The organism is Methylobacterium sp. J-076 (genome assembly GCF_022829405.1).
In the GTDB taxonomy this organism is placed as follows: Bacteria; Pseudomonadota; Alphaproteobacteria; order Rhizobiales; family Beijerinckiaceae; genus Methylobacterium.
Map to the genome: position 1 here is coordinate 20,290 of NZ_JAKSXW010000117.1, position 23,300 is coordinate 43,589.

Annotated in this window: 23 protein-coding genes; 8 read left to right on the forward strand and 15 right to left on the reverse strand. The window is 71.2% G+C overall.

Translation table 11 applies throughout. The features are described 5' to 3' along the window. Nucleotides 1–96: 96 nt before the first annotated feature. The 3 genes from frr to dxr are packed head-to-tail and all read left to right on the forward strand — an operon-like array spanning nucleotide 97 to nucleotide 2,747. Nucleotides 97–660: a ribosome recycling factor gene (gene frr, locus MKK53_RS11190; protein WP_243928776.1), complete on the forward strand. Its 564-nt coding sequence runs from the start codon at nucleotides 97–99 to the stop codon at nucleotides 658–660. 7 nt (nucleotides 661–667) lie between these two features. Beyond that, complete coding sequence (locus tag MKK53_RS11195; protein ID WP_243928777.1) at nucleotides 668–1,549, forward strand: phosphatidate cytidylyltransferase; 882 nt, start codon at nucleotides 668–670, stop codon at nucleotides 1,547–1,549. A 19-nt stretch (nucleotides 1,550–1,568) separates the two neighbouring features. After that, nucleotides 1,569–2,747 (forward strand): 1-deoxy-D-xylulose-5-phosphate reductoisomerase, encoded by a 1,179-nt coding sequence (dxr, locus tag MKK53_RS11200; RefSeq protein ID WP_243928778.1) that lies wholly within the window; start codon nucleotides 1,569–1,571, stop codon nucleotides 2,745–2,747. 60 nt (nucleotides 2,748–2,807) lie between these two features. On the opposite strand, the gene MKK53_RS11205 is transcribed toward dxr, so the two are convergent. The 3 genes from MKK53_RS11205 to trpA are packed head-to-tail and all read right to left on the reverse strand — an operon-like array spanning nucleotide 2,808 to nucleotide 5,953. After that, nucleotides 2,808–4,133 carry a bifunctional folylpolyglutamate synthase/dihydrofolate synthase gene (locus MKK53_RS11205; protein ID WP_243928779.1) on the reverse strand — a complete coding sequence of 442 codons (1,326 nt, stop codon included), beginning with the start codon at nucleotides 4,131–4,133 and terminating at the stop codon, nucleotides 2,808–2,810. Between the two features lie 6 nt (nucleotides 4,134–4,139). Continuing rightward, a complete protein-coding gene (gene accD / locus MKK53_RS11210) occupies nucleotides 4,140–5,048 on the reverse strand; it encodes an acetyl-CoA carboxylase, carboxyltransferase subunit beta (RefSeq protein ID WP_243928780.1) in 909 nt (302 codons plus the stop codon). Between the two features lie 59 nt (nucleotides 5,049–5,107). Then, the gene (gene trpA, locus MKK53_RS11215) at nucleotides 5,108–5,953 is read right to left on the reverse strand and encodes a tryptophan synthase subunit alpha (RefSeq protein WP_243928781.1); all 846 of its coding nucleotides are present in this window, start codon (nucleotides 5,951–5,953) and stop codon (nucleotides 5,108–5,110) included. Between the two features lie 143 nt (nucleotides 5,954–6,096). On the opposite strand from trpA, the gene MKK53_RS11220 reads away from it, so the two are divergent. Continuing rightward, nucleotides 6,097–6,324: a hypothetical protein gene (locus MKK53_RS11220; protein WP_409564309.1), complete on the forward strand. Its 228-nt coding sequence runs from the start codon at nucleotides 6,097–6,099 to the stop codon at nucleotides 6,322–6,324. Nucleotides 6,325–6,363: 39 nt separating this feature from the next. Here MKK53_RS11220 and MKK53_RS11225 read toward each other — a convergent pair whose 3' ends face one another. Beyond that, nucleotides 6,364–7,623, reverse strand: a complete 1,260-nt coding sequence (locus tag MKK53_RS11225) for a deoxyguanosinetriphosphate triphosphohydrolase (RefSeq protein WP_243928782.1) — start codon at nucleotides 7,621–7,623, stop codon at nucleotides 6,364–6,366. A 116-nt stretch (nucleotides 7,624–7,739) separates the two neighbouring features. On the opposite strand from MKK53_RS11225, the gene MKK53_RS11230 reads away from it, so the two are divergent. Together MKK53_RS11230 and MKK53_RS11235 are read left to right on the forward strand one after the other, a co-directional pair. Beyond that, nucleotides 7,740–8,066 (forward strand): HesB/IscA family protein, encoded by a 327-nt coding sequence (locus MKK53_RS11230; RefSeq protein ID WP_243928783.1) that lies wholly within the window; start codon nucleotides 7,740–7,742, stop codon nucleotides 8,064–8,066. A 135-nt stretch (nucleotides 8,067–8,201) separates the two neighbouring features. After that, nucleotides 8,202–10,115, forward strand: coding sequence for a hypothetical protein (locus MKK53_RS11235; RefSeq protein ID WP_243928784.1), 1,914 nt, complete (start codon nucleotides 8,202–8,204; stop codon nucleotides 10,113–10,115). Nucleotides 10,116–10,313: 198 nt separating this feature from the next. Here MKK53_RS11235 and MKK53_RS11240 read toward each other — a convergent pair whose 3' ends face one another. Genes MKK53_RS11240 through MKK53_RS11250 form a run of 3 tightly spaced genes read right to left on the reverse strand, consistent with a single transcriptional unit; the run spans nucleotide 10,314 to nucleotide 12,807 of the window. Beyond that, nucleotides 10,314–11,075 carry an ABC transporter ATP-binding protein gene (locus tag MKK53_RS11240; RefSeq protein ID WP_243928785.1) on the reverse strand — a complete coding sequence of 254 codons (762 nt, stop codon included), beginning with the start codon at nucleotides 11,073–11,075 and terminating at the stop codon, nucleotides 10,314–10,316. Continuing rightward, nucleotides 11,056–11,787, reverse strand: coding sequence for an ABC transporter permease (locus MKK53_RS11245; RefSeq protein WP_243928786.1), 732 nt, complete (start codon nucleotides 11,785–11,787; stop codon nucleotides 11,056–11,058). Before MKK53_RS11245 ends, MKK53_RS11240 begins: the two co-directional genes overlap by 20 nt. A 33-nt stretch (nucleotides 11,788–11,820) precedes the next feature. Next, on the reverse strand, nucleotides 11,821–12,807 hold the full coding sequence (locus tag MKK53_RS11250) for an ABC transporter substrate-binding protein (protein WP_243928787.1): 987 nt from the start codon (nucleotides 12,805–12,807) through the stop codon (nucleotides 11,821–11,823). A 249-nt stretch (nucleotides 12,808–13,056) separates the two neighbouring features. Here MKK53_RS11250 and MKK53_RS11255 point away from each other — a divergent pair, with 249 nt between their 5' ends. Further along, nucleotides 13,057–13,434 (forward strand): 4a-hydroxytetrahydrobiopterin dehydratase, encoded by a 378-nt coding sequence (locus MKK53_RS11255; RefSeq protein WP_243928788.1) that lies wholly within the window; start codon nucleotides 13,057–13,059, stop codon nucleotides 13,432–13,434. A gap of 16 nt (nucleotides 13,435–13,450) precedes the next feature. On the opposite strand, the gene mutL is transcribed toward MKK53_RS11255, so the two are convergent. From mutL to MKK53_RS11295, 8 genes are all read right to left on the reverse strand, one after another. Next, the gene (mutL, locus tag MKK53_RS11260) at nucleotides 13,451–15,346 is read right to left on the reverse strand and encodes a DNA mismatch repair endonuclease MutL (RefSeq protein ID WP_243928789.1); all 1,896 of its coding nucleotides are present in this window, start codon (nucleotides 15,344–15,346) and stop codon (nucleotides 13,451–13,453) included. Between the two features lie 55 nt (nucleotides 15,347–15,401). Further along, nucleotides 15,402–15,758, reverse strand: a complete 357-nt coding sequence (locus MKK53_RS11265) for a hypothetical protein (RefSeq protein ID WP_243928790.1) — start codon at nucleotides 15,756–15,758, stop codon at nucleotides 15,402–15,404. Between the two features lie 237 nt (nucleotides 15,759–15,995). Continuing rightward, entirely contained in the window at nucleotides 15,996–16,754 is a 759-nt protein-coding gene (locus MKK53_RS11270) for an SDR family NAD(P)-dependent oxidoreductase (protein WP_243928791.1), read from the reverse strand. A 46-nt stretch (nucleotides 16,755–16,800) separates the two neighbouring features. Further along, a complete protein-coding gene (locus MKK53_RS11275) occupies nucleotides 16,801–17,790 on the reverse strand; it encodes a branched-chain amino acid ABC transporter permease (RefSeq protein WP_243928792.1) in 990 nt (329 codons plus the stop codon). A 23-nt stretch (nucleotides 17,791–17,813) separates the two neighbouring features. After that, entirely contained in the window at nucleotides 17,814–18,701 is an 888-nt protein-coding gene (locus tag MKK53_RS11280) for a branched-chain amino acid ABC transporter permease (protein ID WP_243928793.1), read from the reverse strand. A gap of 25 nt (nucleotides 18,702–18,726) precedes the next feature. Then, nucleotides 18,727–19,944 carry an ABC transporter substrate-binding protein gene (locus MKK53_RS11285; protein WP_409564310.1) on the reverse strand — a complete coding sequence of 406 codons (1,218 nt, stop codon included), beginning with the start codon at nucleotides 19,942–19,944 and terminating at the stop codon, nucleotides 18,727–18,729. Between the two features lie 62 nt (nucleotides 19,945–20,006). After that, complete coding sequence (locus MKK53_RS11290; RefSeq protein WP_243928794.1) at nucleotides 20,007–20,750, reverse strand: ABC transporter ATP-binding protein; 744 nt, start codon at nucleotides 20,748–20,750, stop codon at nucleotides 20,007–20,009. After that, nucleotides 20,743–21,519 (reverse strand): ABC transporter ATP-binding protein, encoded by a 777-nt coding sequence (locus MKK53_RS11295; protein ID WP_409564311.1) that lies wholly within the window; start codon nucleotides 21,517–21,519, stop codon nucleotides 20,743–20,745. Before MKK53_RS11295 ends, MKK53_RS11290 begins: the two co-directional genes overlap by 8 nt. A 160-nt stretch (nucleotides 21,520–21,679) precedes the next feature. Between MKK53_RS11295 and MKK53_RS11300 the strand changes: the two genes are divergently transcribed. Next, a complete protein-coding gene (locus MKK53_RS11300; RefSeq protein ID WP_243928796.1) occupies nucleotides 21,680–22,843 on the forward strand; it encodes an alanine racemase in 1,164 nt (387 codons plus the stop codon). The last annotated feature ends 457 nt before the right edge of the window (nucleotides 22,844–23,300 follow it).

A 23,300-nucleotide genomic window follows, 5' to 3' on the forward strand; every position in this document is an offset into this window, starting at 1 on the left:
GCGTTTGCGGGCGGGACAGAATTCGTCCATTGAGGCCGCGATCCGCGCGCCCCGTGCCGCGCCTCTTTTTCACAATGCCTGTCGGGACCTGACGCCATGGCCACTCCGGATTTCGACCTGAACGACATCAAGCGCCGCATGCAGGGCGCCGTGTCATCCCTCTCGAAGGACCTGGGCTCCCTGCGCACCGGCCGCGCGACCCCCGGCCTGGTGGACCCGATCCAGATCGACGCCTACGGCGCGATGATGCCGATGTCGCAGGTGGCGACGGTGAGCGTGCCGGAGCCGCGCCTGCTCTCCATCTCGGTCTGGGACCGCAGCATGGTCGGCGCCGTGGAGAAGGCGATCCGCGAATCCGACCTCGGCCTGAACCCGCAGACCGAGGGGCAGACCATCCGCCTGCGCATCCCCGAGATGAACGAGCAGCGCCGCAAGGAGATGGTGAAGGTCGCCCACAAATACGCGGAGGAGGCCCGGGTCGCCGTGCGCCACGTCCGCCGTGACGGGCTCGACCACCTCAAGAAGCTCCTGAAGGACAGCCTCATCTCCGAGGACGACGAGAAGCGTCAGGCCGGCGACGTGCAGAAGGCCACCGATTCCCACATCGGCGAGATCGACGGTGTGCTGGCGTCGAAGGAAAAGGAAATCATGCAGGTCTGAGGTCCGCGTGGCCGACGCCACCGCCGAGGCGGCTCCCACCGCGACTGTCGTTCCTCCTGCGCGCCGCTCGCGCCGGGAGTTGTGGCTGCGCGTCGCCTCCGGGATCGTCATGGCGGCGGGGGTCATCGCGGCCCTCGTCTACGGCGGCTGGGCCTTCGCGGCCCTTTGGCTCGCGGCGGCCATCGCCGGCTTCGGCGAGTGGATCGTCATGAGCCGGGTCGAGCCCCGCGAGGTGCTGATCGCCCTCGGCGCCGCGACGCTGGCAGCCCAGGTCCTCGCCCTCCAGCAGGGCGCGCCCGCGCTGGCCTGTTTCGCGGTGCTCGTCCTCGGCGCGGCGGCCTGCGCCACCGTGGCGCGGACCGGCGTCGGCCGGGCGAGGGCGCTCGTCGGGCTGCTCTGCGCCGGGGTGATCGCCTCCGTCCCCACCGCCCTGCGGGAAGATGCGACCCTCGCCTTCCTCGGGCCGATCTGGATGTTCGCCGTGGTCTGGGCCACGGACATCACCGCCTACTTCGTCGGCCGCCGGCTCGGCGGCCCGAAGCTGATGCGGCGGGTCTCCCCCAACAAGACGTGGTCCGGGGCGCTCGGCGGCCTGTGTGGGGCGGTCGTCGCCGGAACGCTGGTGCCGGTGGTGGCGGACCTACTCGGCATGACCCTGCCCCGGGGCGCCTCCCTGCCGGTGGTGGCCGGGGCGAGCGCCTTGGCCTCCGTCCTCAGCCAGGCGGGCGATCTGTACGAATCGTGGCTGAAGCGCCGGCACGGCGTGAAGGATTCGAGCCGTATCATCCCCGGCCATGGCGGGGTGATGGACCGGCTCGACGGGTTTTTCGCCGTCTCCGTGCTCGCCGGGCTTTATCTCGTCCTGCGCGGATATGGCCTGATCGGCTGACATCTCAGGAGTTCCGCCCGTGGCGCAGACCGTCACCGTCCTCGGGGCCACCGGCTCCATCGGCCGTTCCACGGCCGACCTTCTCACCCAGCACGCCGACCGGTTCCGTACGGGCGCCGTCGTCGGCGGTCGCGATGCGGCGGCCCTCGCGAAGGTCGCCCGCGAGCTGAACGCCTCCTTCGCGGCCCTGGCCGACCCGGCCGGGGGGCCCGCGCTCGCCGAGGCGCTGGCCGGGTCCGGCATCCCCAATGGGGCGGGGGAGGGGGCCGTGATGGAGGCTGTCGCCCGGGACGCCGACATCGTCGTGGCGGCGATCAGCGGCGCGGCGGGCCTGAAGCCGACCCATGCGGCCCTCCGGCTCGGCCGCACGGTGGCGCTGGCCAACAAGGAAAGCCTCGTCTGCGCGGGCGACGCCTTCATGCGCGACGCTGCGCGCTACGGCGCCACCATCTGGCCGATGGATTCGGAGCACGACGCCCTCGCCCAGGCCCTGCACGGGCGCCCCCTGGACGACGTGCGGACCCTGATGATCACCGCCTCGGGCGGCCCGTTCCGCACCTGGACCCGGGAGCGCATCGCCGCCGCCTCGCCCGCCGAGGCGGCCGCCCACCCGACCTGGTCGATGGGCATGAAGATCAACATCGATTCCGCCTCGCTGATGAACAAGGGGCTGGAGCTGATCGAGGCGCACCACCTCTTCGGCATCGAGCCGGCCCGCCTCGACGTGGTGGTGCATCCGCAATCGGTGGTGCACGGGCTGGTCTACTGGATCGACGGTGCCGTGACGGCGGAGCTCGCCCTGCCGGACATGCGGGTGCCGATCTCCCACTGCCTCGGCCTCGGCGACCGGCTCTCCATCGCCCGCGGGCGCTCCCTCGACCTCGTGACGCTCGGCGCCCTGACCTTCGAGGCGGCCGACGAGGAACGCTTCCCCTGCCTGCGCATCGCCCGCGCGGCGATGGCCGAGGGCGGCGCCGTGCCGACCGTGATGAACGCGGCCAACGAGGTCGCGGTGGCGGCCTTCATCGCCGGGCGGATCGGATTCTACGGCATCGCGGAGCTGGTGGAGCAGGCCTGCGCGCATTTCACGCCGGTCTACCCGTCCGCCCCCGCCGACGTGGAGGAAGCCCTGGCCATCGATGCGCATGTCCGCGCCTGGAGCGCCGAAGCGTTGCCCGCGATGCGCGCCGCCGGCTGACCGCGCCCGTCATCGCTTCCGCGCGATGACGGCGAGGGTGGACGCGACGCGGGGGCGGTATCAGACCGGCGGCGTGCCGTTCGCCGCCAGCACCTGCCCCGCAAGGTAGAGCGATCCGCAGATGAGGATCCGCGGCGGCCGTTCGAAGGCGATGTTGCCGACCTCGACCAGGGCCGCCTCGACACTGTGGGCCACCCGCGCCGACAGGCCGGCGCGCTCCGCGATCTCGGCCACCTCCTCCGGCGGCCGGGCGGCCACCTGGCCGGAGATCGGCACGGCGATCAGTGCCCGGGCGAGGCCGACGAAGTGGCGCAGGAAACCGTCCGCGTCCTTGGTGCCGAGCAGGCCGACGATCAGCACCAGGGGCGCGTCGCTGCGCTCGCCGAGGTCGCCCATGGCGGCGGCGAGGATGCGCCCGCCATCCATGTTGTGCCCGCCGTCGAGCCACAACTCGGCGCCGTTGGCGACGAGGGCGGCGAGCCGGCCCTTGCCGAGGCGCTGGAGCCGGCCCGGCCAGTCGACCCCCGTGAGGCCGCGCTCCAGGGCGATCGTGCCGATGTCGCCGAACCCCGCTGCCCGGAGGGCGGCGATGGCCGTGCTGGCGTTGACGAGCTGGTGGCGCCCGGCGAGGCGGGGCTTCGGCAGGTCGAACAGCTCCGTCTCGTCCTGGTAGACGAGCCGCCCGCGCTCTTCATGGACGGAGAAATCCTGGTTGCCGATGATGATCGGCCCGGCGCCGACCCGCTCGGCCTGCCGGCACAGGACCGTGTCCGCCTCGGCGTAGTCCTGCGCGGCGATCACCGCCGGGCAGCCGCGCTTGAAGATGCCGGCCTTCTCCGTCGCCACCGATTCGACCGTGTCGCCGAGATACTCGGCATGGTCGCGGCCGATGGGCGTCACCACCGCGCAGGCGGGCGCATCGATCACGTTGGTGGCGTCCACCCGTCCGCCCAGGCCCACTTCGAGGAGCAGCACGTCGGCCGGATATTCGGAGAACAGCAGCAGGGCCGCCGCCGTGGTGATCTCGAAGACGGTGATCGGCTCACCCGCATTCGCCCCCTCGCAGCGGCGGAACGCGTCGGCCAGCACTTCTTCGTCCACGAAGCGGCCGCCGCCGATGCCGCCGAGGCGGATCCGCTCGTGGAACCGCACCAGATGCGGGGACGTGTAGACGTGGGCCGCGAGCCCGCCGGCTTCGAGGATCGCCCGCATGAAGGCGATGGTCGAGCCCTTGCCATTGGTGCCCGCCACATGGATCACCGGGGGCAGCCGCCGCTCGGGATGGTTCAGGCGTGCCAGAAGCCGCTCGATCCGCCCGAGGGAGAGATCGATCGTCCGGGGGTGCAGCGCCAGGAAGCGCGCCAGGAGGGCGTCGGAGGAATCCATCGGCCCTCAGGCCAGTTCCGGGACGGGCTCGGCGGCCGGCTCGGCCGGCGCGGCGGCGGGCAGGTTCATCAGCAGGCCGCAGACGCGGCTGATCGTGTCCTTGAGCGCGTGACGGTGGACGACCTGATCCACCATGCCGTGGGCGCGCAGGTATTCCGCCCGCTGGAAGCCGTCGGGCAGCTTCTCGCGGATCGTCTGCTCGATCACCCGCGGACCGGCGAAGCAGATCAACGCCCCCGGCTCGGCGAGGTGGACGTCCCCCAGCATCGCGTAGGAGGCGGTGACGCCCCCGGTGGTGGGGTTGGTGAGCACCACGATGTAGGGCAGGCGCGCATCCCGCAGGCGGCGCGCGGCGACGGTGGTGCGGGGCATCTGCATCAGCGACAGGATGCCCTCCTGCATCCGGGCGCCGCCGGAGGCCGAGAACAGGACGTAGGGCGTCCGCTTCTCCACCGCCTTCTCCGCACCGCGCACGAAGGCCTCGCCCGCCGCCATGCCGAGCGAGCCGGCCATGAAGCCGAATTCCTGCACGGCCAGCGTCATCGGGATGCCGCCGACCCGGCCGAAGCCGATCTTGAAGGCGTCCTGCAGGCCGGTCTTGCCGCGGGCATCCTTCAGCCTGTCGACGTAGCGCTTCTCGTCGCGGAACTTGAGCGGGTCGGTGGCCACCTCGGGCAGCGCCACGTCGATCCAGGTGCCCCCGTCGAACATCATCTTGAGGCGCGCCGCCGCGCTCATCTTGAGGTGGTGCTCGGAACCGGGAATGACCCAATGGTTGGCCTCGACTTCCTTATGGAAGACCATCTGGCCGGTATCCGGGCACTTGACCCACAGGTTCTCCGGGGTCTCGCGCTTGAACAGCGTCTTGATCCGGGGGCGCACGACCTCCGAGATCCAGTTCATCGGTTCGACCATGCTGAAACGCCCGTGTCGTTCGATGGGGCGCCGGGGCGCCGAGGGGTGAAGGGAGTGGCTTAGGCGCTGCGGCCCGCGGAACGGACGCCCTCGGCGAGTTCCCGCACCAACGCGGTCACGGCCTTCACCGTGCCCTCTCCGCCGCGCCCCTCGCCGTCGAGGGAGCGGTGGAGCGCATCGACCAGGGCCGAGCCGACCACGACACCGTCCGCGCCCTTGGCGATGGCGGCGGCGTGGGCGCCCGTCTTCACGCCGAAGCCGACGACGACCGGCAGCTCGGTGTGCCTGCGGATCCGCCCCACCGCCTCGGCGACCCGTCCGAAATCGGGGGTCGCCGTGCCGGTGATGCCGGTGATCGACACATAGTAGACGAAGCCGGCCGTGTTCGCGAGCACGGCCGGCAGGCGGTGCTCGTCGGTGGTGGGCGTGGCGAGGCGGATGAAGGCGAGGCCGCGCTCCAGGGCCGGAAGGCAGAGCTCCGCATCCTCCTCCGGCGGGCAATCGACGACGATCAGCCCGTCGATCCCGGCCTCGACGGCATCCGCCAGGAAGCGGTCCACCCCATAAGTGTGCACCGGGTTGTAGTAACCCATGAGCACGATCGGGGTGGTGGTGTCCTCGCTGCGGAAGCGGCGCACCAGGGCCAGCGTCCCCGCCACGTCCTGCCCCGCCTTCAGGGCGCGCAGGCCCGCAGCCTGGATCGCCGGGCCGTCCGCCATGGGGTCGGTGAAGGGCATGCCGAATTCGAGGATGTCCGCCCCGGCGCCGGGCAGCGCCCGCAGCACTTCCAGGGAGGTCTCCGGATCGGGGTCGCCCGCCATGACGTAGGTGACGAGCACGGCGCGGTTCTCGGCGCGGGCCCGGGCGAAGGTGGTGTCGATGCGGCTCGGCGAGGCTGACGGCATGGGATGGGGCGTGCGGCTTTCGGGAAACGGATCGCGCTACACCATCCCCGCCCTGCCGTGAAGCAGGCGCGTCCGCATGCCCGGTTGTCCGCCGGCACGCGGGCTCCATCTTCCGCCCTTCGAACAATCCGCAGGAGTGAAGCATGGCGAAGGCCGACAAGCACCACATGGGTCCCGGCGGCCACGGCAAGGGCTCCGGCAGCGGCGCGATGACGGACCTGCCCGAAGGCGTCCTCGGCGAGAACGAGGTCCTCTCGAACCGGGACAAGTCTCAGCACGACCAGGAGCGCGGCCTCGACGGCAAGGCCGTGCAGACCGACCAGTACCAGGACCACAGCGCCAACCGGCGGGCGCCGGAAGAGGGCGAGTAGGCGACGACGGGGCCCGCCGCGGCCCCGTCTCCCGATCCGCTAGGCCTCGGCCAGCGGCAGGCCCCGGCTCGGGGGCGAGGGCTGCAGCTCCGGCGTGGCGGCGTAGAGCTTCCGGTGGGCCAGCACGGCGTAGGTGTCGGTCATGCCCGCGATGTAATCCGCGATCCGCCGGGCGATCCGCGGCTCCGGGGCATCGGCGAGGTCGACGCCCCATTCCTCCGGCATCCGCCGAGGATCGTCCCGGAAGGCCGTGAAGAGGTCGGCGACGATCCCGGCGGCCTTCTCGCGCACCGCCATCACGCCGGCGTCGCGATACATCCGCTTCCACAGAAAGCGCATCACCTCCGCATCGGCCGCCTCGATGGCCGGGGAGAATGCGACGACGGGTGCCCCCGCCGCGTGGATGTCGCCCACGCTCTTCGGGGCCAGGGCTGCGATCCGCCGCTCGCTCTCACGGATCACGTCTTCCACGAATCGAGTGATCACCCGCCGGGCGAGCTCGTGGACGATGCGCGCGGGCTCCAATCCCGGATGCAGCCCCTCGATCTCGTCGAGGAGCCCCGCGAGGAAGGGAACGGCGGTGAGGTCCGACAGGTCGAACAGCCCCGCGCGGAGACCGTCGTCCAGATCGTGGGCGGCGTAAGCGATGTCGTCGGCCAGGGCGGCGGCCTGCGCTTCCGGCCCCGCATGGAGGGCGAGGTCGAGGGGGTTCACCGCATCGTATTCGAGGATCGCCGCGGGGATGCCGCGCTCGGCGTAGCGGGGTGTCGGCCGCCCATCCGCCCCGAGGAGCGGGCCGTTGTGCTTCACGAGGCCTTCGAGCGTCTCCCATGTGAGGTTCAGCCCGTCGAAGCCGGCGTAGCGGCGTTCCAGCCGGGTGACGATCCGCAGGGTCTGGGCGTTGTGGTCGAACCCGCCGAACGGGGCCATGCAGGCATCCAGGGCATCCTCGCCGGTATGCCCGAAGCAGGTGTGGCCGAGGTCGTGCGAGAGGGCCAGCGCCTCGGCGAGGTCCTCATCGAGCCCCAGCGCCCGGGCCAGGGCGCGGGCGATCTGCGAGACCTCGAGGGAATGCGTCAGGCGGGTGCGGTAATGGTCGCCCTCGTGGTGCACGAAGACCTGCGTCTTGTGTTTCAGCCGCCGGAAGGCGGTGGAATGGATGATCCGGTCGCGGTCCCGCTGGAAGTCGCTGCGGGTGGGCGAACCCGGCTCGGCGATGAGGCGCCCCCGCGTCCTGGCGGGATCCGTCGCGTAGGGTGCCCGCCACCGCTCGCCGCTGCCCCGATTCGTTTCTTGCACGACCGCTCCCCCGCCGCCCGCATTGCAGCACGGACCCGAGGCCCATATCTTGGTGGTCCGAGGGCGCGGGGCAATCGCCGTCCCGCCCCGCCGCGGATTTGCCTGTGGCTGAACCGATGTCCGAGATCATTCTGACCCCCCGCGCCGCCAAGCGCATCAACGAGATCATGGGTGAGGAGCCGCCCGGATCCCTGCTGCGCATCAGCGTGAACGGCGGCGGCTGCTCCGGCTTCTCCTACGCGTTCGACATTTCCCGCGACCGCGAGGCGCAGGACATCGTCATCGAACGCGACGGGGCGACGGTGATCGTCGATCCGGTCTCGGTGCAGTACATGGCCGGCTCGACCATCGACTTCGTCAACGACCTGATCGGCCAGTCCTTCAAGATCGAGAACCCGCTGGCCACCGCGTCCTGCGGCTGCGGAACGTCGTTCTCGCTCTGAAAAACCCGAGGGTGGCGTTGCGCGGGGGTGACAGATCCCGTCCGCCACGCTCGCGCCACCATCGCGGGATTGTGTCGTGCCCTGAAACGCGGCACGCGATGCGTTGCGCCCGCGCCTCGTGATTTGGACCTGTCCATGACGCTCCCGGCGGCTCGCCGTCTTCGGTCGGCCCTCGCAGTCTGCGCCGCTGCGCTGGCGATCGGCCTCGCCGTGCCCTGTCCCGCCGCCGCGCAGGAAGGGGCCGCCGCCGTCCAGGACGTGACGCTCACCGAGGTGGTGATTCCCCTGGGCGCCACCCTGGTGAAGGTGCCCAAGCTGACGGCGAGCGGCACGCGCCTCTCCCGGGACGACCTCGCCGCGATCTTCAAGGCCGATTCGTCCGAGCCCTGGCCGGCCCGCCTCGCGCGCCTCGATGCGGCGAGCCTCACGGCGCCGGTCCTGGTGTCGGACCAGGCCGGTCCGGGCGACCTGCGCCAGACCACGACCTACCGGGACGTGATCGCCCGTGACGTGCGCGCCGGGAAGATCGGCGAACTGACGGCCGCGGGCGTCACGATCAGCGCGAAGGGCGATAAGCCGATGCAGAACGGGGCCGGCACCTACGGTTCCGTCCGCGCCACCGACTTGGACCTGACGGCGCTCGCCCGTCTCGCCGTCGAATCCGGGGACGGCAAGGGGCCGGACCTGCGTGTCTACGGCACCCTTCGGGTGTCCGACATGGCCTTTTCCAACGCCCAGGCGGTGACCTTCAAGATCGCCCGGTTCGACGGCCGCGACCTCAGCGGGCGGCAAGTGCCGAACGGCTGGAACCACGCCTTCGACGCCCTGTCCGGTGGCTTCGCCGACCCGGCCGGCAAGCGCGCGGCCAACTCGGCGACGGCCGACCTTCTCGCCGCCCAGACGATCGGCAGCGCCGAGGTGAGGGGCATCAGCATCAGCGACAGTTCCGCCGACGCGCCGTGGCTTACCGAAGTCGAGCGCATCTCCTACGCCGCCTCCGGCCCCGATGCCGGCGTGGTGGTCGAGGGTCTCACCCTGGCGAACGGGCCCGTGCGCAGCCGGCTCGGCCGGCTCACCCTCGCCGGCGCCTCCCTCGGCCCGCTGATCGCCGAGTTCCGCCGGATGGCCGACAGGCCCGACGAGCCCCCCGGGCCGGTGGAGTCGCGGGCCCTGGCGGCGGGTCTCGGCACCCTGACCCTCACCGACCTGACGGTCGATCTCCCGCCGACGCCCCCGGTCCAGAAGCGCGGCGCCCTGGACACCCCGCGCCAGAAGCAGGCCCAGGCGCCGAAGCCGACGGTGCGGACCCGGCTCGCGGAGGCCCGGCCGCCGGATGCGAGGCCCGGCGAGGTTTCGGTCATGCCGACCGTGAAGCCCGAACGGATCGCCCTGCGCCAGGGCGTCTTCGGGTTCGGCCCGGTCGCCCAGGGCGCTCCGCCCTCCACCCGGCTGGCGCTGACCGGCCTCGATGTCCCCGCGGCGCTGGCCGCCGGCCTGCCGCTGGTGGGCGCCCTCCCGGCCTTCGGCTACGGCGACCTCAGCTTCGACCTGACGGCCGAGGCCGCCTGGGACGAGGCGGCCCGGACCGTGGCCCTGCGGGACATGACGGTCTCCGGCAAGGATATCGGCACCGTGAAGCTCGCGGCCCTGTTCGGCGGCATCGGGCCGGAGCTGTTTTCCGGCAGCGTGCCGGCCGAGACGATGCTGATGTTCGCCGGCAGCGCCCGGACCCTCGACGTCACCATCGAGAACGGCGGCCTGTTCGAGCGCTTCCTCACGGCGCAGGCGAAGGAGCTGAGCCTCAAGCCGGACGAACTGCGCAAGGAATACGTGACGGCGAGCGTGCTCGGCGTGCCGGTGATCCTCGGCAACGGCCCCGCGGCCAAGGATATCGGCGCGGCGATGGGCCAGTTCGTGATGAATCCCGGCAAGCTCACCATCCGCGCCAAGGCGAAGGAGCCCGCCGGCATCGGCTTCGTGGAGATCGGCACCGCCCGCTCCCCCGGTGCCGTCCTCGACCGGATCGACGTGGACGCCAAGGCGAACTGACGGGCCCCTGCCGCCGTCACCGCTCGCTGCGGACGGCGCCGTGTCCCGGAAAGGCCCGCTGCCCTGGGTGGCTTCGCTCCGCTCGCGAAGTCGGGGTTGGAGCCCGCAGGTCGGTGGCTTCTTCCCGAGCTATGCGGCTCGATTTTTTGGGACTGACGGGATGAGCGCGTGCCCTGCGCCGCTCCGGCGCGGTCGGCCCTAATCCGCGATCACCTCGGGGTGCCGGCCGGCGAGGCTGGTGCGGGTGGCGTCGGCCCAGGCGCGGTCCCGGGCGGGACGCGGGCGGCCGAGGGCGATGTCGGCCACCAGCGTCGCCGGGCGGCGGGAGACGAGGAGCAGCCGGTCGGCGATCTGGATCGCTTCGCCCACGTTGTGGGTGACCATGAGCACGCTCATCCCCGCCGCATCGACGGTGTCCACCACCAGCGCGCGCAGTTCCGCCGCCGCGGCGTCGTCGAGCGAGACGAAGGGCTCGTCCAGCACGAGGACGCGCGGGCTCCCGGCCAGGGCCCGGGCGAGGGCCACCCGCCTTTGCATCCCGAGGGACAGGGCGCCGGGGAAGCGGCTCCGCCAGGGGGTGAGGCTCAGGCGTTCGAACAGCGCGTCGAGGTCGCGGCGGCGCTTACCCCGGGGAAGGCCGAGGCGGACGTTGTGCTCCACGCTGCGCCAGGGCAGCAGGCGCGGCTCCTGGAAGACGATGCCGGCCTGCTCCGCCCCCGCCACCGCGCCGGTGAAATCCGTGTCGAGGCCGAGGAGGATGCGCAGCGTCGTGGTCTTGCCCGCGCCGGACGGGCCGATCAGGCAGACGATCTCGCCGGCGCGGACGGAGAAGGCGAGGTCCCGCACCGCCTCCACGGGCTCCAGGCCCTTCGGCCGGTAGGTCTTGCCGGCGACGGACACCCGCAGCACGGCGGAGGGGTCGGCGCCCGCGCCGGGGGAGTCAGCGCCAGCGGCGGACATGAGCTTCGAGCCGCTGCAGGAGAAGCACGTCGATCCCGATCATCACCGCCATGAAGACGAGGCTGTAGCCGATGATCGCCGCCACGTCGGTGCTCTGGATGAAGTAGAAGTTGATGGCGAAGCCGACCCCGTCAGGCCGCCCGAGCAGCTCCACCACGAGGACGATCTTCCAGGCCAGGGACAGGCCGGAGCGCGCCGCCGTCACCACGTAGGGCTGGAGCTGGGGCACCAGCACGTCGCGGGCCCAGGTCCACCGGTCGAACCGGTAGGCGCGGGCCATCTCCTCCAGGCCGGGATCGAGGTTGCGCGCCCCCTCCCGGACGATGACGGCGACGTTGGGCAGCTTGTTCAGGACCACGGCGAGGATCGCCGCCGTCTCCGTGAGCCCGACCCAGACGTAGGCCAGCACGGTGATGACCAGCGCCGGGGTGTTCAGCAGCACGAGGAGCGGCGTATCCAGGGCGAGGTCGGCCTTGCGCGAGCGGCCGAGGGCGACGCCCAGCGCGATGCCTAGCGCCATGGCGATGGCGAAGGCGATGGATACCCGGAACAGGGTGATCCCGATATTGTGGGCGAGGTCCCCCCGCCGCGCCTCCGCGACGATGAAGTTCATCACGGCCAGGGGCGCGGGCAGGAGGCGTGAATGCGCCTCCCACGCGGCGGCCTGCCACGCGGCGACGAGGATCGCCAGGGACAGGATCCGGGTCAGCACGCCGGCACGGCTTCTCGCCCTCCGGTGGCGGGCTCAGCCATCGCGGGATCCGTCGTAGTAGAAGTCCGGCGGAAGGCCGCTGCCGCTGCCGACGAGGCGTTCGCCGCCGAGCCGGGACAGGATGGCGTAGAGCTTCGCGGCGTCGGCGCGCTCGGCCGAAACCGGCCGGCGCGGGATGCCGGCGAGGAACTCCCGCTTCAGGGATTCGAAGGTCGCCTCGTCGGGGGCGTCCATCAGGGGCCGCACGATGGCCCAGGTCGAGGCGTCGGCGGCCAGCATGTCCTTGGCGGCGCGGGAGGCGCGGTAGAACCCGCCCACCGCCTCGGGCTTCTCCGCCACCGTGGCGGCGTGGAACAGGTAGCCGATCAGCGAGACGTCGCCGCTGGCGCCCAGCGCCCGCATGATGTCCTCGGCCCGGATCAGCCGGCGGAACCCCTTGGGTTCGAGGCGGGCGCAGTAGGTCCAGTAGGTAAGGGCCGCGTCGAGGGCGCCCTGTTCCAGCTTGAGGGTGATGAGCGGGGGCGCGCCATAGGCGATCTCGGCCTCCTTCTCGAGGTCGATCCCGGCGGCGTCCTTGGCCTGGGCCTTCAGGAGCAGCCAGTTCTTGTCGAGGGGGCCGCCCGCCACGCCGAACTTCTTGCCGGCGAGGTCCTTCAGGGACTTCACCGGGCTGTCGGCGGGCACCATCACCGCACCCTCGGAGGTGGAGTAGGGGATGAAGCGCAGCCCCTGGCCCTCGTTGCCGAGGCGGGCCGCCCAGAGCAGGTCGCCGATGATCGTGTCGACTTGCCCCCCGACGAAGCCGATCCGCGCGGCGTCGTTTCCGGCGAGCTTCGTCGCCTCCAGGGTGAAGCCGTTGGCCGCGTCGAGGCCGCGGGCCTTGATGACGGCCGCCTCCCATGTGGAGGTGCCGAAGGGCAGGCTTCCGAGCCTGATCACGGGGAGGTCGCCCGCGTGCCCGGTGCGGGCCGCAAGGCCGCCGAGCAGGCCGGCGGCGAGCATCGCGCGCCGTGACAGCATGAGCCGTTCCTCCTCCGGTGTTCCGGCGGTTCCGGTGACGAGCCCGGTCCGCGTCGGCAAGCCTGCCGCAGGCCGGCGGCCCGGCCCTGCAGCCTTGGGCGCCACCCCAGACGGACGCCATTGCCAAAAGGTCATAGGGCGCGCCACGGGGCGCGTCCACCTGGGCGAGGGCGCCCGCGCGGAGGGCGACCTTGCACCGCGCGGAAGAGCCGGGCACCCTCACCACAACCGGAAGAGGGAGCGGACACGATGGCTGAACGGCGCGAGGGCGCGATGGACGACGCGGCGGTGGAGGCCCGGCTGAAGGCCGAACTCCCGTCCTGGCGGCTGGAGGACGGCTGGATCCGCCGGACCTACAAGACCGCCGGCTGGAAGAGCACGCTGATGGTGATCAACACGGTGGGCCACCTCGCCGAGGCGGCGTGGCACCACCCCGACCTCACCGCCTCCTATGCCTGGGTGGAGGTGCGCCTGATGAACCACGCCGCCAAAGGCATCACCGACAAGGATTTCGCCCTGGCCAGGAAGATCGAGGAGGTCGTCTCCTGGCAGCCTGGCCTGGAGAGCCAGGGGCTGGACGGCACGCCCGACGACCCGCGGTTCGCCTACATCAAGTACGACAAGTAGGCGGCCTCCGCCGTCCTCACCGCCGCCCGAACAGCCGCTCGATGTCGGCGAGCTTCAGCTCCACCGAGGTCGGGCGGCCGTGGTTGCACTGGCCGGAATTCGGCGTCACCTCCATCTCGCGGAGCAGCGCGTTCATCTCCTCCGGCCGCAGGCGCCGCCCGGCCCGGACGGAGCCGTGGCAGCTCATCCGCGACAGCACCGCGTCGAGGCGCCGCCCGAGGGGGCCCGTCTCCGTGGCCGGCGATGCGCCGTCCTCCAGGCCGCTGGCGTCGAGGGCGTCGAGGATGTCGGTGACGAGGTCGCGCAGGCTCGCGCCGATCAGCAATGCCGGGATCTCGCGGATCAGCACGGCCCCCGGCCCGAAGGGTTCGAGGCTCAGGCCGAGCCGTTCCAGGTCCGCCGCGCAGGCGCAGAGCCGTTCCGCCGCCTCCGGCTCCATCTCGACCACGTCGGGGATGAGGAGGCCCTGCCGGGCGATGCCGCCGGTGGCGCGCTGCGCCTTCAGCCGCTCGTAGACGAGGCGCTCGTGGGCCGCGTGCTGGTCCACGATCACGAGCCCGTCGCGGGTCTGGGCGAGGATGTAGGTGCCGTGGATCTGCGCCCGCGCGGCGCCGAGGGGATGATCCTCGCCCGGCGGCTCCGTCTCGGGTGCCGGCTCCGCCTGGGGGGGCAGGGTGGGGAGGGGGGGCAGCAGGGCCTGGGTCTCCTCCGCGAGGCCGGGGGTGGGCCGGTAGGCGGGCACCGTGTAGCCGACCGGGGCGCCGAACGAGGGCATGTCCCGGGGGATCGGCGCGGCGGCCGGGCGGAACAGGCCCGGTGCCGCGTAGCCCGTGTGGGCGGCCAGGCGCGGGGCGGTGGGGCGGAGGGCGTCGAGGGTCCGCTGGCCTCCGGTGGTGGCCGAGCGCGCCCCGCCCCGGCGAAGCGCGTCGTGGATCGCGCTCACCACCAGCGCCCGGACGAGGCCGGGCTCCCGGAACCGCACCTCGGTCTTGGCCGGGTGGACGTTCACGTCCACGAGGTCGGGCGCGCAGGCGATGGTGAGGCCGAGCACCGGGTGCCGGTCGGAGGACAGGGTGTCGGCATAGGCGCCCCGCACCGCCCCGAGGAGCAGCCGGTCCCGCACCGGCCGCCCGTTCACCACGAGGTGGATGTGGCCCGCCGAGCCCCGGTGGTAGGTCGGCAGCCCGACATGGCCGGTGACCGCGAACCCCTCGCGCTCCAGCCCGACCGGCAGGGCGTTGGCCTGGAAGTCCGGCCCGAGCACCGCCGCGAGGCGGCGCAGCGAGGCCGCCTCGCCCGTCTCCGCCGGCAGGACGACGGGCTGGCCCGCCTCGGTGCGCAGGGTGAAGCGGATGCCGGGCTGCGCGGCGGCGAGGCGGCGGACGATCTCGCCCACGGCCGCGTTCTCCGCCCGATCGGATTTGAGGAACTTGAGCCGGGCCGGGGTCGCGGCGAAGAGGTCCGTGACCTCGATCCGGGTCCCCCGGGAGGCCGCCGCCGGGACGACCTCGCCCTTGCGGCCGGAATCCACCACGAGGCTCGCCCCGGCCTCGGCCCCCTCGGGACGGGTGGTGATCGACAGGCGCGAGACCGCGCCGATGGAGGGGAGGGCTTCGCCGCGGAAGCCGAGGGTGGCGATGGCGCCGAGGTCGCCGTCCGGCAATTTCGAGGTGGCGTGCCGCTCGACCGCCAGGGCGAGGTCGTCGGGCGTCATGCCCCGCCCGTCATCCACCACGCGGATCAGGCGCCGGCCGCCGCCCTCGATGGTGATCTCCACCGACCGGGCGCCCGCATCGATGGCGTTCTCGGCCAGTTCTTTGACCGCCGAGGCGGGGCGCTCGACCACCTCCCCCGCGGCGATGCGGTCCACGAGGATGGGGTCGAGGCGGCGGATCTGGGCGGGGGCGGACATGCCCGGCCACGATAGCCGCTGCCCGCCTCCGGCTCCAGAGCCGGGTGCCCGCCGTTCAGGCGAAGCGGTTCGATCCGCCCAGGCTGATCCGCGCGGAGCCGTTGGTGCGCGTGCCGTGGGTCGGCGCGGCGTAGGGCCGGCGGGACAGGTCGTAGAGGGCGTTGCCGATCAGGCCGCCCGCCCGCCGCAGGCTCGACCCGTCGCAGGTCGCGGCGATGCGCACACCGACCTCGTGGGTGTGGCTGCGCCCGTAGAGCCAGACCGCGAGGCGCGCCCGGGTGGCCTCGGGGATGCCATCGACGAGGTCCGGCAGCGCGCCGGGCTCCGCCCGGGCGAGCCGGCCGACCGTTTCGGGCGGCACCGGGCAATCGAGGATCGGATCGTCGAAGCTGAAAGAGCGGGCCTGAGGCATCGCGACACCCATCGGTTGATGCAGTCGATCATGTCGATGGAGTGGTTAACGAAACGTAGCTCGGCCGTTTATCGCAGCGCAACGACAGGTGATGCCGCAGGCTAAAACAGCTTTGGCGCCACACTGCCCGATATTTCGGTGCAGGAAAGCAACACAGGCTCGGGCGTGCGGGATTTTGTGTGCCGCCTCACTTGTCGTCTGCGTTTGCTGCGCCAGAACACCCAGCCGGCGGCCGGCTCACCGCGGCGCCATGCGCAGGGCCCCGTCGAGCCGCACGACCTCGCCGTTCAGCATCGGGTTCGCGATGGCGTGGGCGACGAGGGCGGCGAACTCCGCCGGGCGGCCGAGCCGCGGCGGGAAGGGGACCGACTGGCCGAGGGCCTCCCGCACCGCCTCCGGCAACCCGGCCATCATCGGCGTCTCGAACACGCCGGGGGCGATGGCGACCACGCGGATCCCGTGTTGCGCCAGCTCCCGGGCGAGCGGCAGGGTGAGGCTCGCCACGGCGCCCTTCGACGCCGCATAGGCCGCCTGTCCGATCTGCCCGTCGAAGGCGGCGATGGACGAGGTGGAGACGATCACCCCGCGCTCGCCCTCGTCGTTCGGCCGCCCGCCCGCCATCGCCTGGGCGGCGAGGCGGATCATGTTGAACGTGCCGATCAGGTTGACGCGCACCACCCGCGCGAAGGCGCCGAGGTCGTGCGGCCCGTCGCGGCCGACGACCCGCCCGCCGGCGACGATACCGGCACAGTTCACCAGCCCGTGCAGGACGCCGTGGGCCTCCAGCGCCGCCTGGATCGCCGCCTGCCCGTCGGCCTCCTCGGCCACGTCGGCGCGGATGAAGGCGCCGCCCAGCGCCCGCGCGACCTCCTCGCCCCGGGGATCGAGGTCCGCCAGGACCAGCTTCGCCCCTAGCGCCGCCAGGTGCTCCGCCACGCCCCGCCCGAGGCCGGAGGCCGCGCCGGTGACGACGAAGACGTGATCGGCGATCTGCATGATGGCTCCCCCGCTGGCCCGCGACGACGGCGGGGCCGGGCTTCGTTCACAGGGGCTTGCGCAGCCTCCGGGCGATGAGCCCGACCACGCCCTCGCGGAACAGGAGCACGCAGAGCACGAAGACGCAGCCCTGGATCACCGTCACCCAGGCCCCGAACTGGGCGAGGTAGGTCTCCATGGTGACGATCACCAGCGCGCCGACGATCGGCCCGAACACCGTGCCCATGCCGCCGACCAGCGTCATCAGCACCACCTCGCCCGACATCGACCAGTGGACGTCGGTGAGGGAGGCGAGCTGGAACACGATGGCCTTGGTGGCCCCGGCGAGGCCGGCGAGCGTCGCCGAGAGGACGAAGACCGCGAGCTTGTACTGATTCACCCGGTAGCCCAGCGACACGGCCCGGCTCTCGTTGTCGCGGATCGCCTTCAGCACCTGCCCGAAGGGCGAGTGGATGATGCGGTAGATCGTCAACATCCCGAGGAAGAACACCACCGCCACGAGGCCGTACATCGCCCGGTCGTCATCGAGCCGGATCACCCCGAACAGGGCGCCGCGGGGCACCGCCTGGATGCCGTCCTCGCCCCCGGTGAACTTGGCCTGCAGGGCGAAGAAGAACGCCATCTGGGCCAGCGCCAGGGTGATCATCGAGAAGTAGATGCCCTGCCGCCGGATCGCCAGCGAGCCGAAGACGAGCCCGAGCAGGGCCGCCGTCGCGGTGCCGACGAGGATCGCCAGTTCCGGCGACAGGCCCCAGACCTTGGCGCCGTAGGCCGAGAGGTAGCTCGCCATGCCGAAATAGGCGGCGTGGCCGAAGGAGAGCAGGCCGCCGTAGCCGAGCAGCAGGTTGAAGGCCAGCGCGAACAGCGCGAAGCACAGCACCTTCATCAGGTACACGGGGTAGAGCACCAGCGGCGCCACCATCAGCAAGAGCGCGAGGCCGATGAAGATCTTGCGCTGGAGCGCCTTGTCGTCCCGGTTCTCGGGCACGACGGCGGCGGCGATGGGCGCGGCGTCGAGGGCGGCGGTGTCGGCCATGTGTGTCGAGCCTCAGTTCGCGGTCAGGCCGTGCGCCCGAACAGGCCGGCGGGTTTGACGAGGAGCACCAGCACCATGATCACGAAGATCACGGTGGAGGACGCCTCGGGGTAGAACACCTTGGTCAGCCCCTCCACGAGGCCCAGCGCGAAGCCGGTGATCACCGAGCCGATGATAGAGCCCATGCCGCCGATCACCACCACCGCGAAGACCACGATGATGATGTCCGCCCCCATATTCGGGTTCACCGAGTAGATCGGCGCGGCGAGCACCCCCGCGAAGCCGGCGAGCGCCACGCCGAACCCGTAGGTCAGCGTGAGGAACAGGGGCACGTTCACGCCGAAGGCCTGGACCAGGGTGGGGTTCTCGGTGGCGGCCCGGAGATAGGCGCCGAGCTTGGTCTTCTCGATGATCAGCCACGTGGCGATGCAGACGGTGAGCGAGGCCACCACCACCCAGGCCCGGTAGTTCGGCAGGAACATGAAGGGCAGGCGCTGCCCGCCGGAGAGTTCGGGGGGGATGGCGTAGGGCAGGCCCGACACGCCGTACTGGTTGCGGAACAGGCCCTGGATGATCAGCGCGAGGCCGAAGGTCAGGAGCAGGCCGTAGAGGTGGTCGAGCTTGTAGAGCCGGGCGATCAGCACCCGCTCCAGGACGACGCCGAACACGCCCACCACCAGGGGCGCCAGCCCCAGCGCCCACCAGTAGCCGAGGCCGAAATAGCTGAGCAGCATCCAGGCCACGAACGCGCCCATCATGTAGAGCGCGCCATGGGCGAAGTTGATGATGTTCAACAGGCCGAAGATGATCGCCAGCCCGAGCGACAGGATCGCGTAGAACGACCCGTTGATCAGCCCGAGCAGCAACTGGCCGAACAGCGCCTGGGTCGGCACGCCGAAAATCGTCATCATGGCACGCCTCCCCCGCCGCCCGCCCTCAGCCCTTCACCAGCGAGCAGTTGCCGTCGCCGAGCGGGCGGAAGACCTGATCGCCGGGGATGGTCTCGAGCTTGTTGTACAGGTCCCACTCGCCCTTCGACTCGGCGGGCTTCTTGACCTCGAACAGGTACATGTCGTGGATCTTGCGGCCGTCCGCCCGTACCACGCCCTTGCCGAACAGCGGATCGTCCGTCGGCATCGCCTTCATCTTGGCGACGGTGGCGGCCCCGTCCGCGGTCGACTTGGTCTCGGCCACGGCCTTCAGGTAGTGGAGCACGTCCGAATACACGCCCGCATGGTTCGAGGTCGGCTTCGACCCCTTCATCTGCTTGGAGAAACGGTCCGAGAAGGCGCGGGTCTGGTCGTTGAGGTCCCAGTAGAACGGCTCGGTGAGCACGAGGCCCTGCGCGACCTTGGTGCCCAGGGAATGCACGTCCGACGAGAACACCAGCAGCCCGGCGAGCGCCTGGCCGCCCTCGGTGATGCCGAACTCGCCGGCCTGCTTGATCGAGTTGATCGTGTCCGCGCCCGCATTGGCGAGGCCGATCACCTTCGCGCCCGAGCTCTGGGCCTGGAGCAGGAAGGACGAGAAGTCGGCGGTGGGGAAGGGCGTCTTCACCGAGCCGACGACCTTGCCGCCGTTCTTGTTGATGACGTTGGTGGTGTCGCGCTGCAGGGTCTGGCCGAAGACATAGTCGGCGGTGAGGAAGAACCATGTGGTCCCGCCGCGCTTCACCATGGCGCCGCCGGTACCGTTGGCCAGCGCCACCGTGTCGTAGACCCAGTGGATGGTGTTCGGGCTGCATTGCGAACCGGTCAGGTCGGCGGTGCCGGCGCCGGTGTCGATGAAGACCTTGTTCTTCTCCTTCGTCACCTGGCTGATCGCCAGGGCCACGGAGGAGGTGACGCCGTCGGTGATCATGTCCACGTGATCGCGGTCGTACCATTGCCGGGCGATGGCCGCGCCCACATCCGGCTTGTTCTGGTGGTCGGCCGAGACGATCTCGACCTTCAGCCCGTGCTGCTCCGGCTTGAAGTCCTCCAGGGCGAGGCGGGCGGCGACCACCGAGCCTTCGCCGCTGATGTCGGAATAGGCGCCCGAACGGTCGCCGAGGATGCCGATCTTGACCGCCGTCTGGGCCGAGGCCGGCGCCGTCAGCGCGACGCCCGCCATGAAGGCGCCCGCGAGGGCGGCGAGCGGGAAGCGTCCGTTCATCCGTGTCACTCCTTCGCGGCCCGTGCGGCCGGTCTGTTCAGTAGAAAGCTAAACTGCGCCGTTCACACGCCGAGGTAGGCGTGGAGTTTGTCGATATTCGCATCAAGATCGGCATTGTCGATCCTGTCGATGACACGACCTTGCTCGATCACGAAGTGCCGGTCGGCGAGCGTCTGCGCGAACCGGAAGTTCTGCTCGACGAGGACGATAGTGTATCCGTCGGCCTTCAACTTCTGGATGGTCCGGCCGATCTGCTGGACGATGACCGGGGCCAAGCCTTCGGTCGGCTCGTCGAGCAGGATCAGCTTGGCGCCCGTGCGCAGGATCCGGCCGATGGCCAGCATCTGCTGCTCGCCCCCCGAGAGCTTGGTGCCCTGGCTCCCCGCGCGCTCCTTGAGGTTCGGGAACAGGGTGTGGATCTCGGCCACCGTCATGCCGCCCGGCTTCACCCGCGGCGGCAGCATCAGGTTCTCCTGCACGGTCAGGCTGGAGAAGATGCCCCGCTCCTCGGGCACGTAGCCGAGGCCGAGCTTGGCGATCTTGCGCGAGGCCATGCCGATGGTCTCGACCCCGTCGTAGACGATGGAGCCGGAGCGCCGGCCGAGGATGCCGATGATGGCGCGCAGGGTCGTGGTCTTGCCGGCGCCGTTGCGGCCGAGCAACGTCACCACCTCGCCGGCCCGCACGTCGATGTCGATGCCGTGCAGCACGTGGCTCTCGCCGTACCAGCCCTGGAGGCCGCGGACGGTCAGCAGCGGGGCGGCGGAGGCCGCGGGGGAGGGGACCTTCAGGGCTGCCTCAGGCATGTCCGGCCCCGATATACGCCTCGACCACGCGGGGATCCTTGGAAACGGTGGCGTAATCGCCCTCGGCGAGCACCTGCCCGCGGGCGAGGACGGTGATGCGGTCCGACAGGGAGGCCACCACCGACAGGTTGTGCTCCACCATCAGTATCGTGCGCTCCTTGCCCACCCGGCGGATGAGTTCGGCGGTGCGGTCCACATCCTCGTGGCCCATGCCGGCCATCGGCTCGTCGAGGAGGAGCATCTCCGGGTCGAGGGCCAGCGTCGTGGCGATTTCGAGGGCGCGCTTCCGGCCGTAGGAGAGCTCCACCGCCAGCGTCCTGGCGAATTCGGAGAGGCCCACCGCCTCCACCAGCTCCAGCGCCTCGGCGTCGAGGACCCGCAGGGCCTTCTCCGCCCGCCAGAAATCGAACGAATCGCCGTGCCGCCGCCGCTGCAGGGCGATGCGGACGTTCTCCATCACCGTGAAATGCGGGAAGACGGCGGAGATCTGGAAGGAACGCACGAGGCCGAGCCGCGCCACGTCGGCCGGTTTCAGGCCGGTGATGTCACGGTCCTTGTATCGGATCGTGCCGGCAGTCGGCTGAAGGAATTTCGTCAGAAGATTGAAACAGGTCGTCTTACCGGCCCCGTTGGGACCGATCAGTGCGTGAATCGTTCCACGCTCGACTTCGAGCGCAACATTGTTGACCGCACGAAATCCTTTGAATTCCATGGTCAACCCTTGAGTTGCCAGGATCACGTCCCGTCCCAAGAGCGGCCCTCCCCGCATTTGTTCGGGGTTCTATGGACGAACGCAAGTCGCGCCGTCCACCTGTTTCCGCGGAAGAGGACAAACAATCCACGGCGGCTGATATGTCCGGCACCGGTTTTGCCGGGGGGCCGGAGGGACTAAAGGGACCGCACCGGCGTGCGGAAGGAGCGAGGATGTGATGACGGGATCAAAGGACGACCTCCCGGCGGACGGGCTCGAGGCCCTTCAGACGCCCTGCCTCGTCCTCGACGAGGGCAAGCTCGCCGCCAACCTCGCCGGGATGCGGGCGCAGGTGGACCGGCACGGGGTGACGTTCCGGCCGCACCTCAAGACCGCCAAGTCCATCGACGTGGCCCTGATGGCCATGACCGGCCCGGGAGGGCCGGCCACCGTCTCGACCCTGAAGGAAGCGGAGTATTTCGCCGAGCGCGGCGTGCGTGACCTGACCTACGCGGTCGGCATCGCGCCCCACAAGCTCGACCGGGTCGGCGCCATCCGCCGCCGCTTCGGCGCGGACCTCGCGGTGATCCTCGATTCCCTCGGCCAGGCCGAGGCGGTGTCCGAGTGGAGCCGCCGCACCGGCGATCGGCTGCCGGTCTTCATCGAGGTCGATCCGGACGGCCACCGCTCCGGCGTGAAGCCCGGCGATGCCGACCTCCTGCGGGGCATCGGCGAGCGCATCGCGGCGGGCGCGAGCCTGCGCGGGGTGCTGCTCCATGCCGGCGAGAGCTACGGCCTGTCGGACCCCGAGGCCCTGGCCGAGGCCGCCGAGGGCGAGCGCGCGGCGGCCGTGCAGGCGGCCGAGACCCTGCGGGGGGCGGGCCTGCCGTGCCCGGTGGTCAGCGTCGGCTCGACGCCCACCGCGCGCCATGCCCGCCACCTCGACGGCATCACCGAGGTGCGGGCCGGCGTCTACATGTTCGGGGATCTCGTCCAGGCGGGAATCGGCTCCTGCGCGGTGGACGACATCGCCGTGTCCGTGCTCGCGACGGTCATCGGCCACCGGCCGGACAAGGGCTGGATCATCACCGATGCCGGCTGGATGGCGATGTCCCGGGACAGGGGCACGGCCGCGCAGGCGGTCGATCAGGGCTACGGCCTCGTCTGCGACCGGGCCGGGCGGCCCTTCGAGGACCTGATCGTCGCCCAGGCGAACCAGGAGCACGGGGTGCTCGCCCTGCGGAAGGGCTCCGGCGCCCGGCGCCCGGACCTTCCCATCGGCACCCTGGTGCGGATCCTCCCCAACCACGCCTGCGCCACCGCCGCGCAGTACGACCGCTACCATGTCATCGGCCGCGACGGCCGGCTCGAGGGGGAATGGCCGCGGATCAACGGGTGGTGAACGAGGCGATCTTCGGGCGCTCGGCGACGGCGGGAGGCGCTCCGTTCGGAAGCGTCCCGCCGCCCTGGGTCGCTTCGCTTCGCTCGCGATGACGGCGGGGTTTTTTCGCCACCCGCATCGCCGGCACCCGCTCCGCCGTCTTTGCGAGCGAAGCGAAGCAATCCAGGGATACGCTGTCCGCTCAAGCGTCCCGCTGCCCTGGGTCGCTTCGCTTCGCTCGCGATGACGGCGGGGGTTTTTCGGCACCCGACATCGCCGGCACCCGCTCCGCCGTCTTTGCGAGCGGAGCGAAGCAATCCAGGGACACACCGCCTGACGAAGCGTCCCGCCGCCCTGGGTCGCTTCGCTTCGCTCGCGATGACGGTGGGGGTTTCTCGGCACTCCGCATCGCCGGCACCTGCTCCGCCGTCTTTGCGAGCGGAGCGAAGCAATCCAGGGATACGCTGTCCGCTCAAGC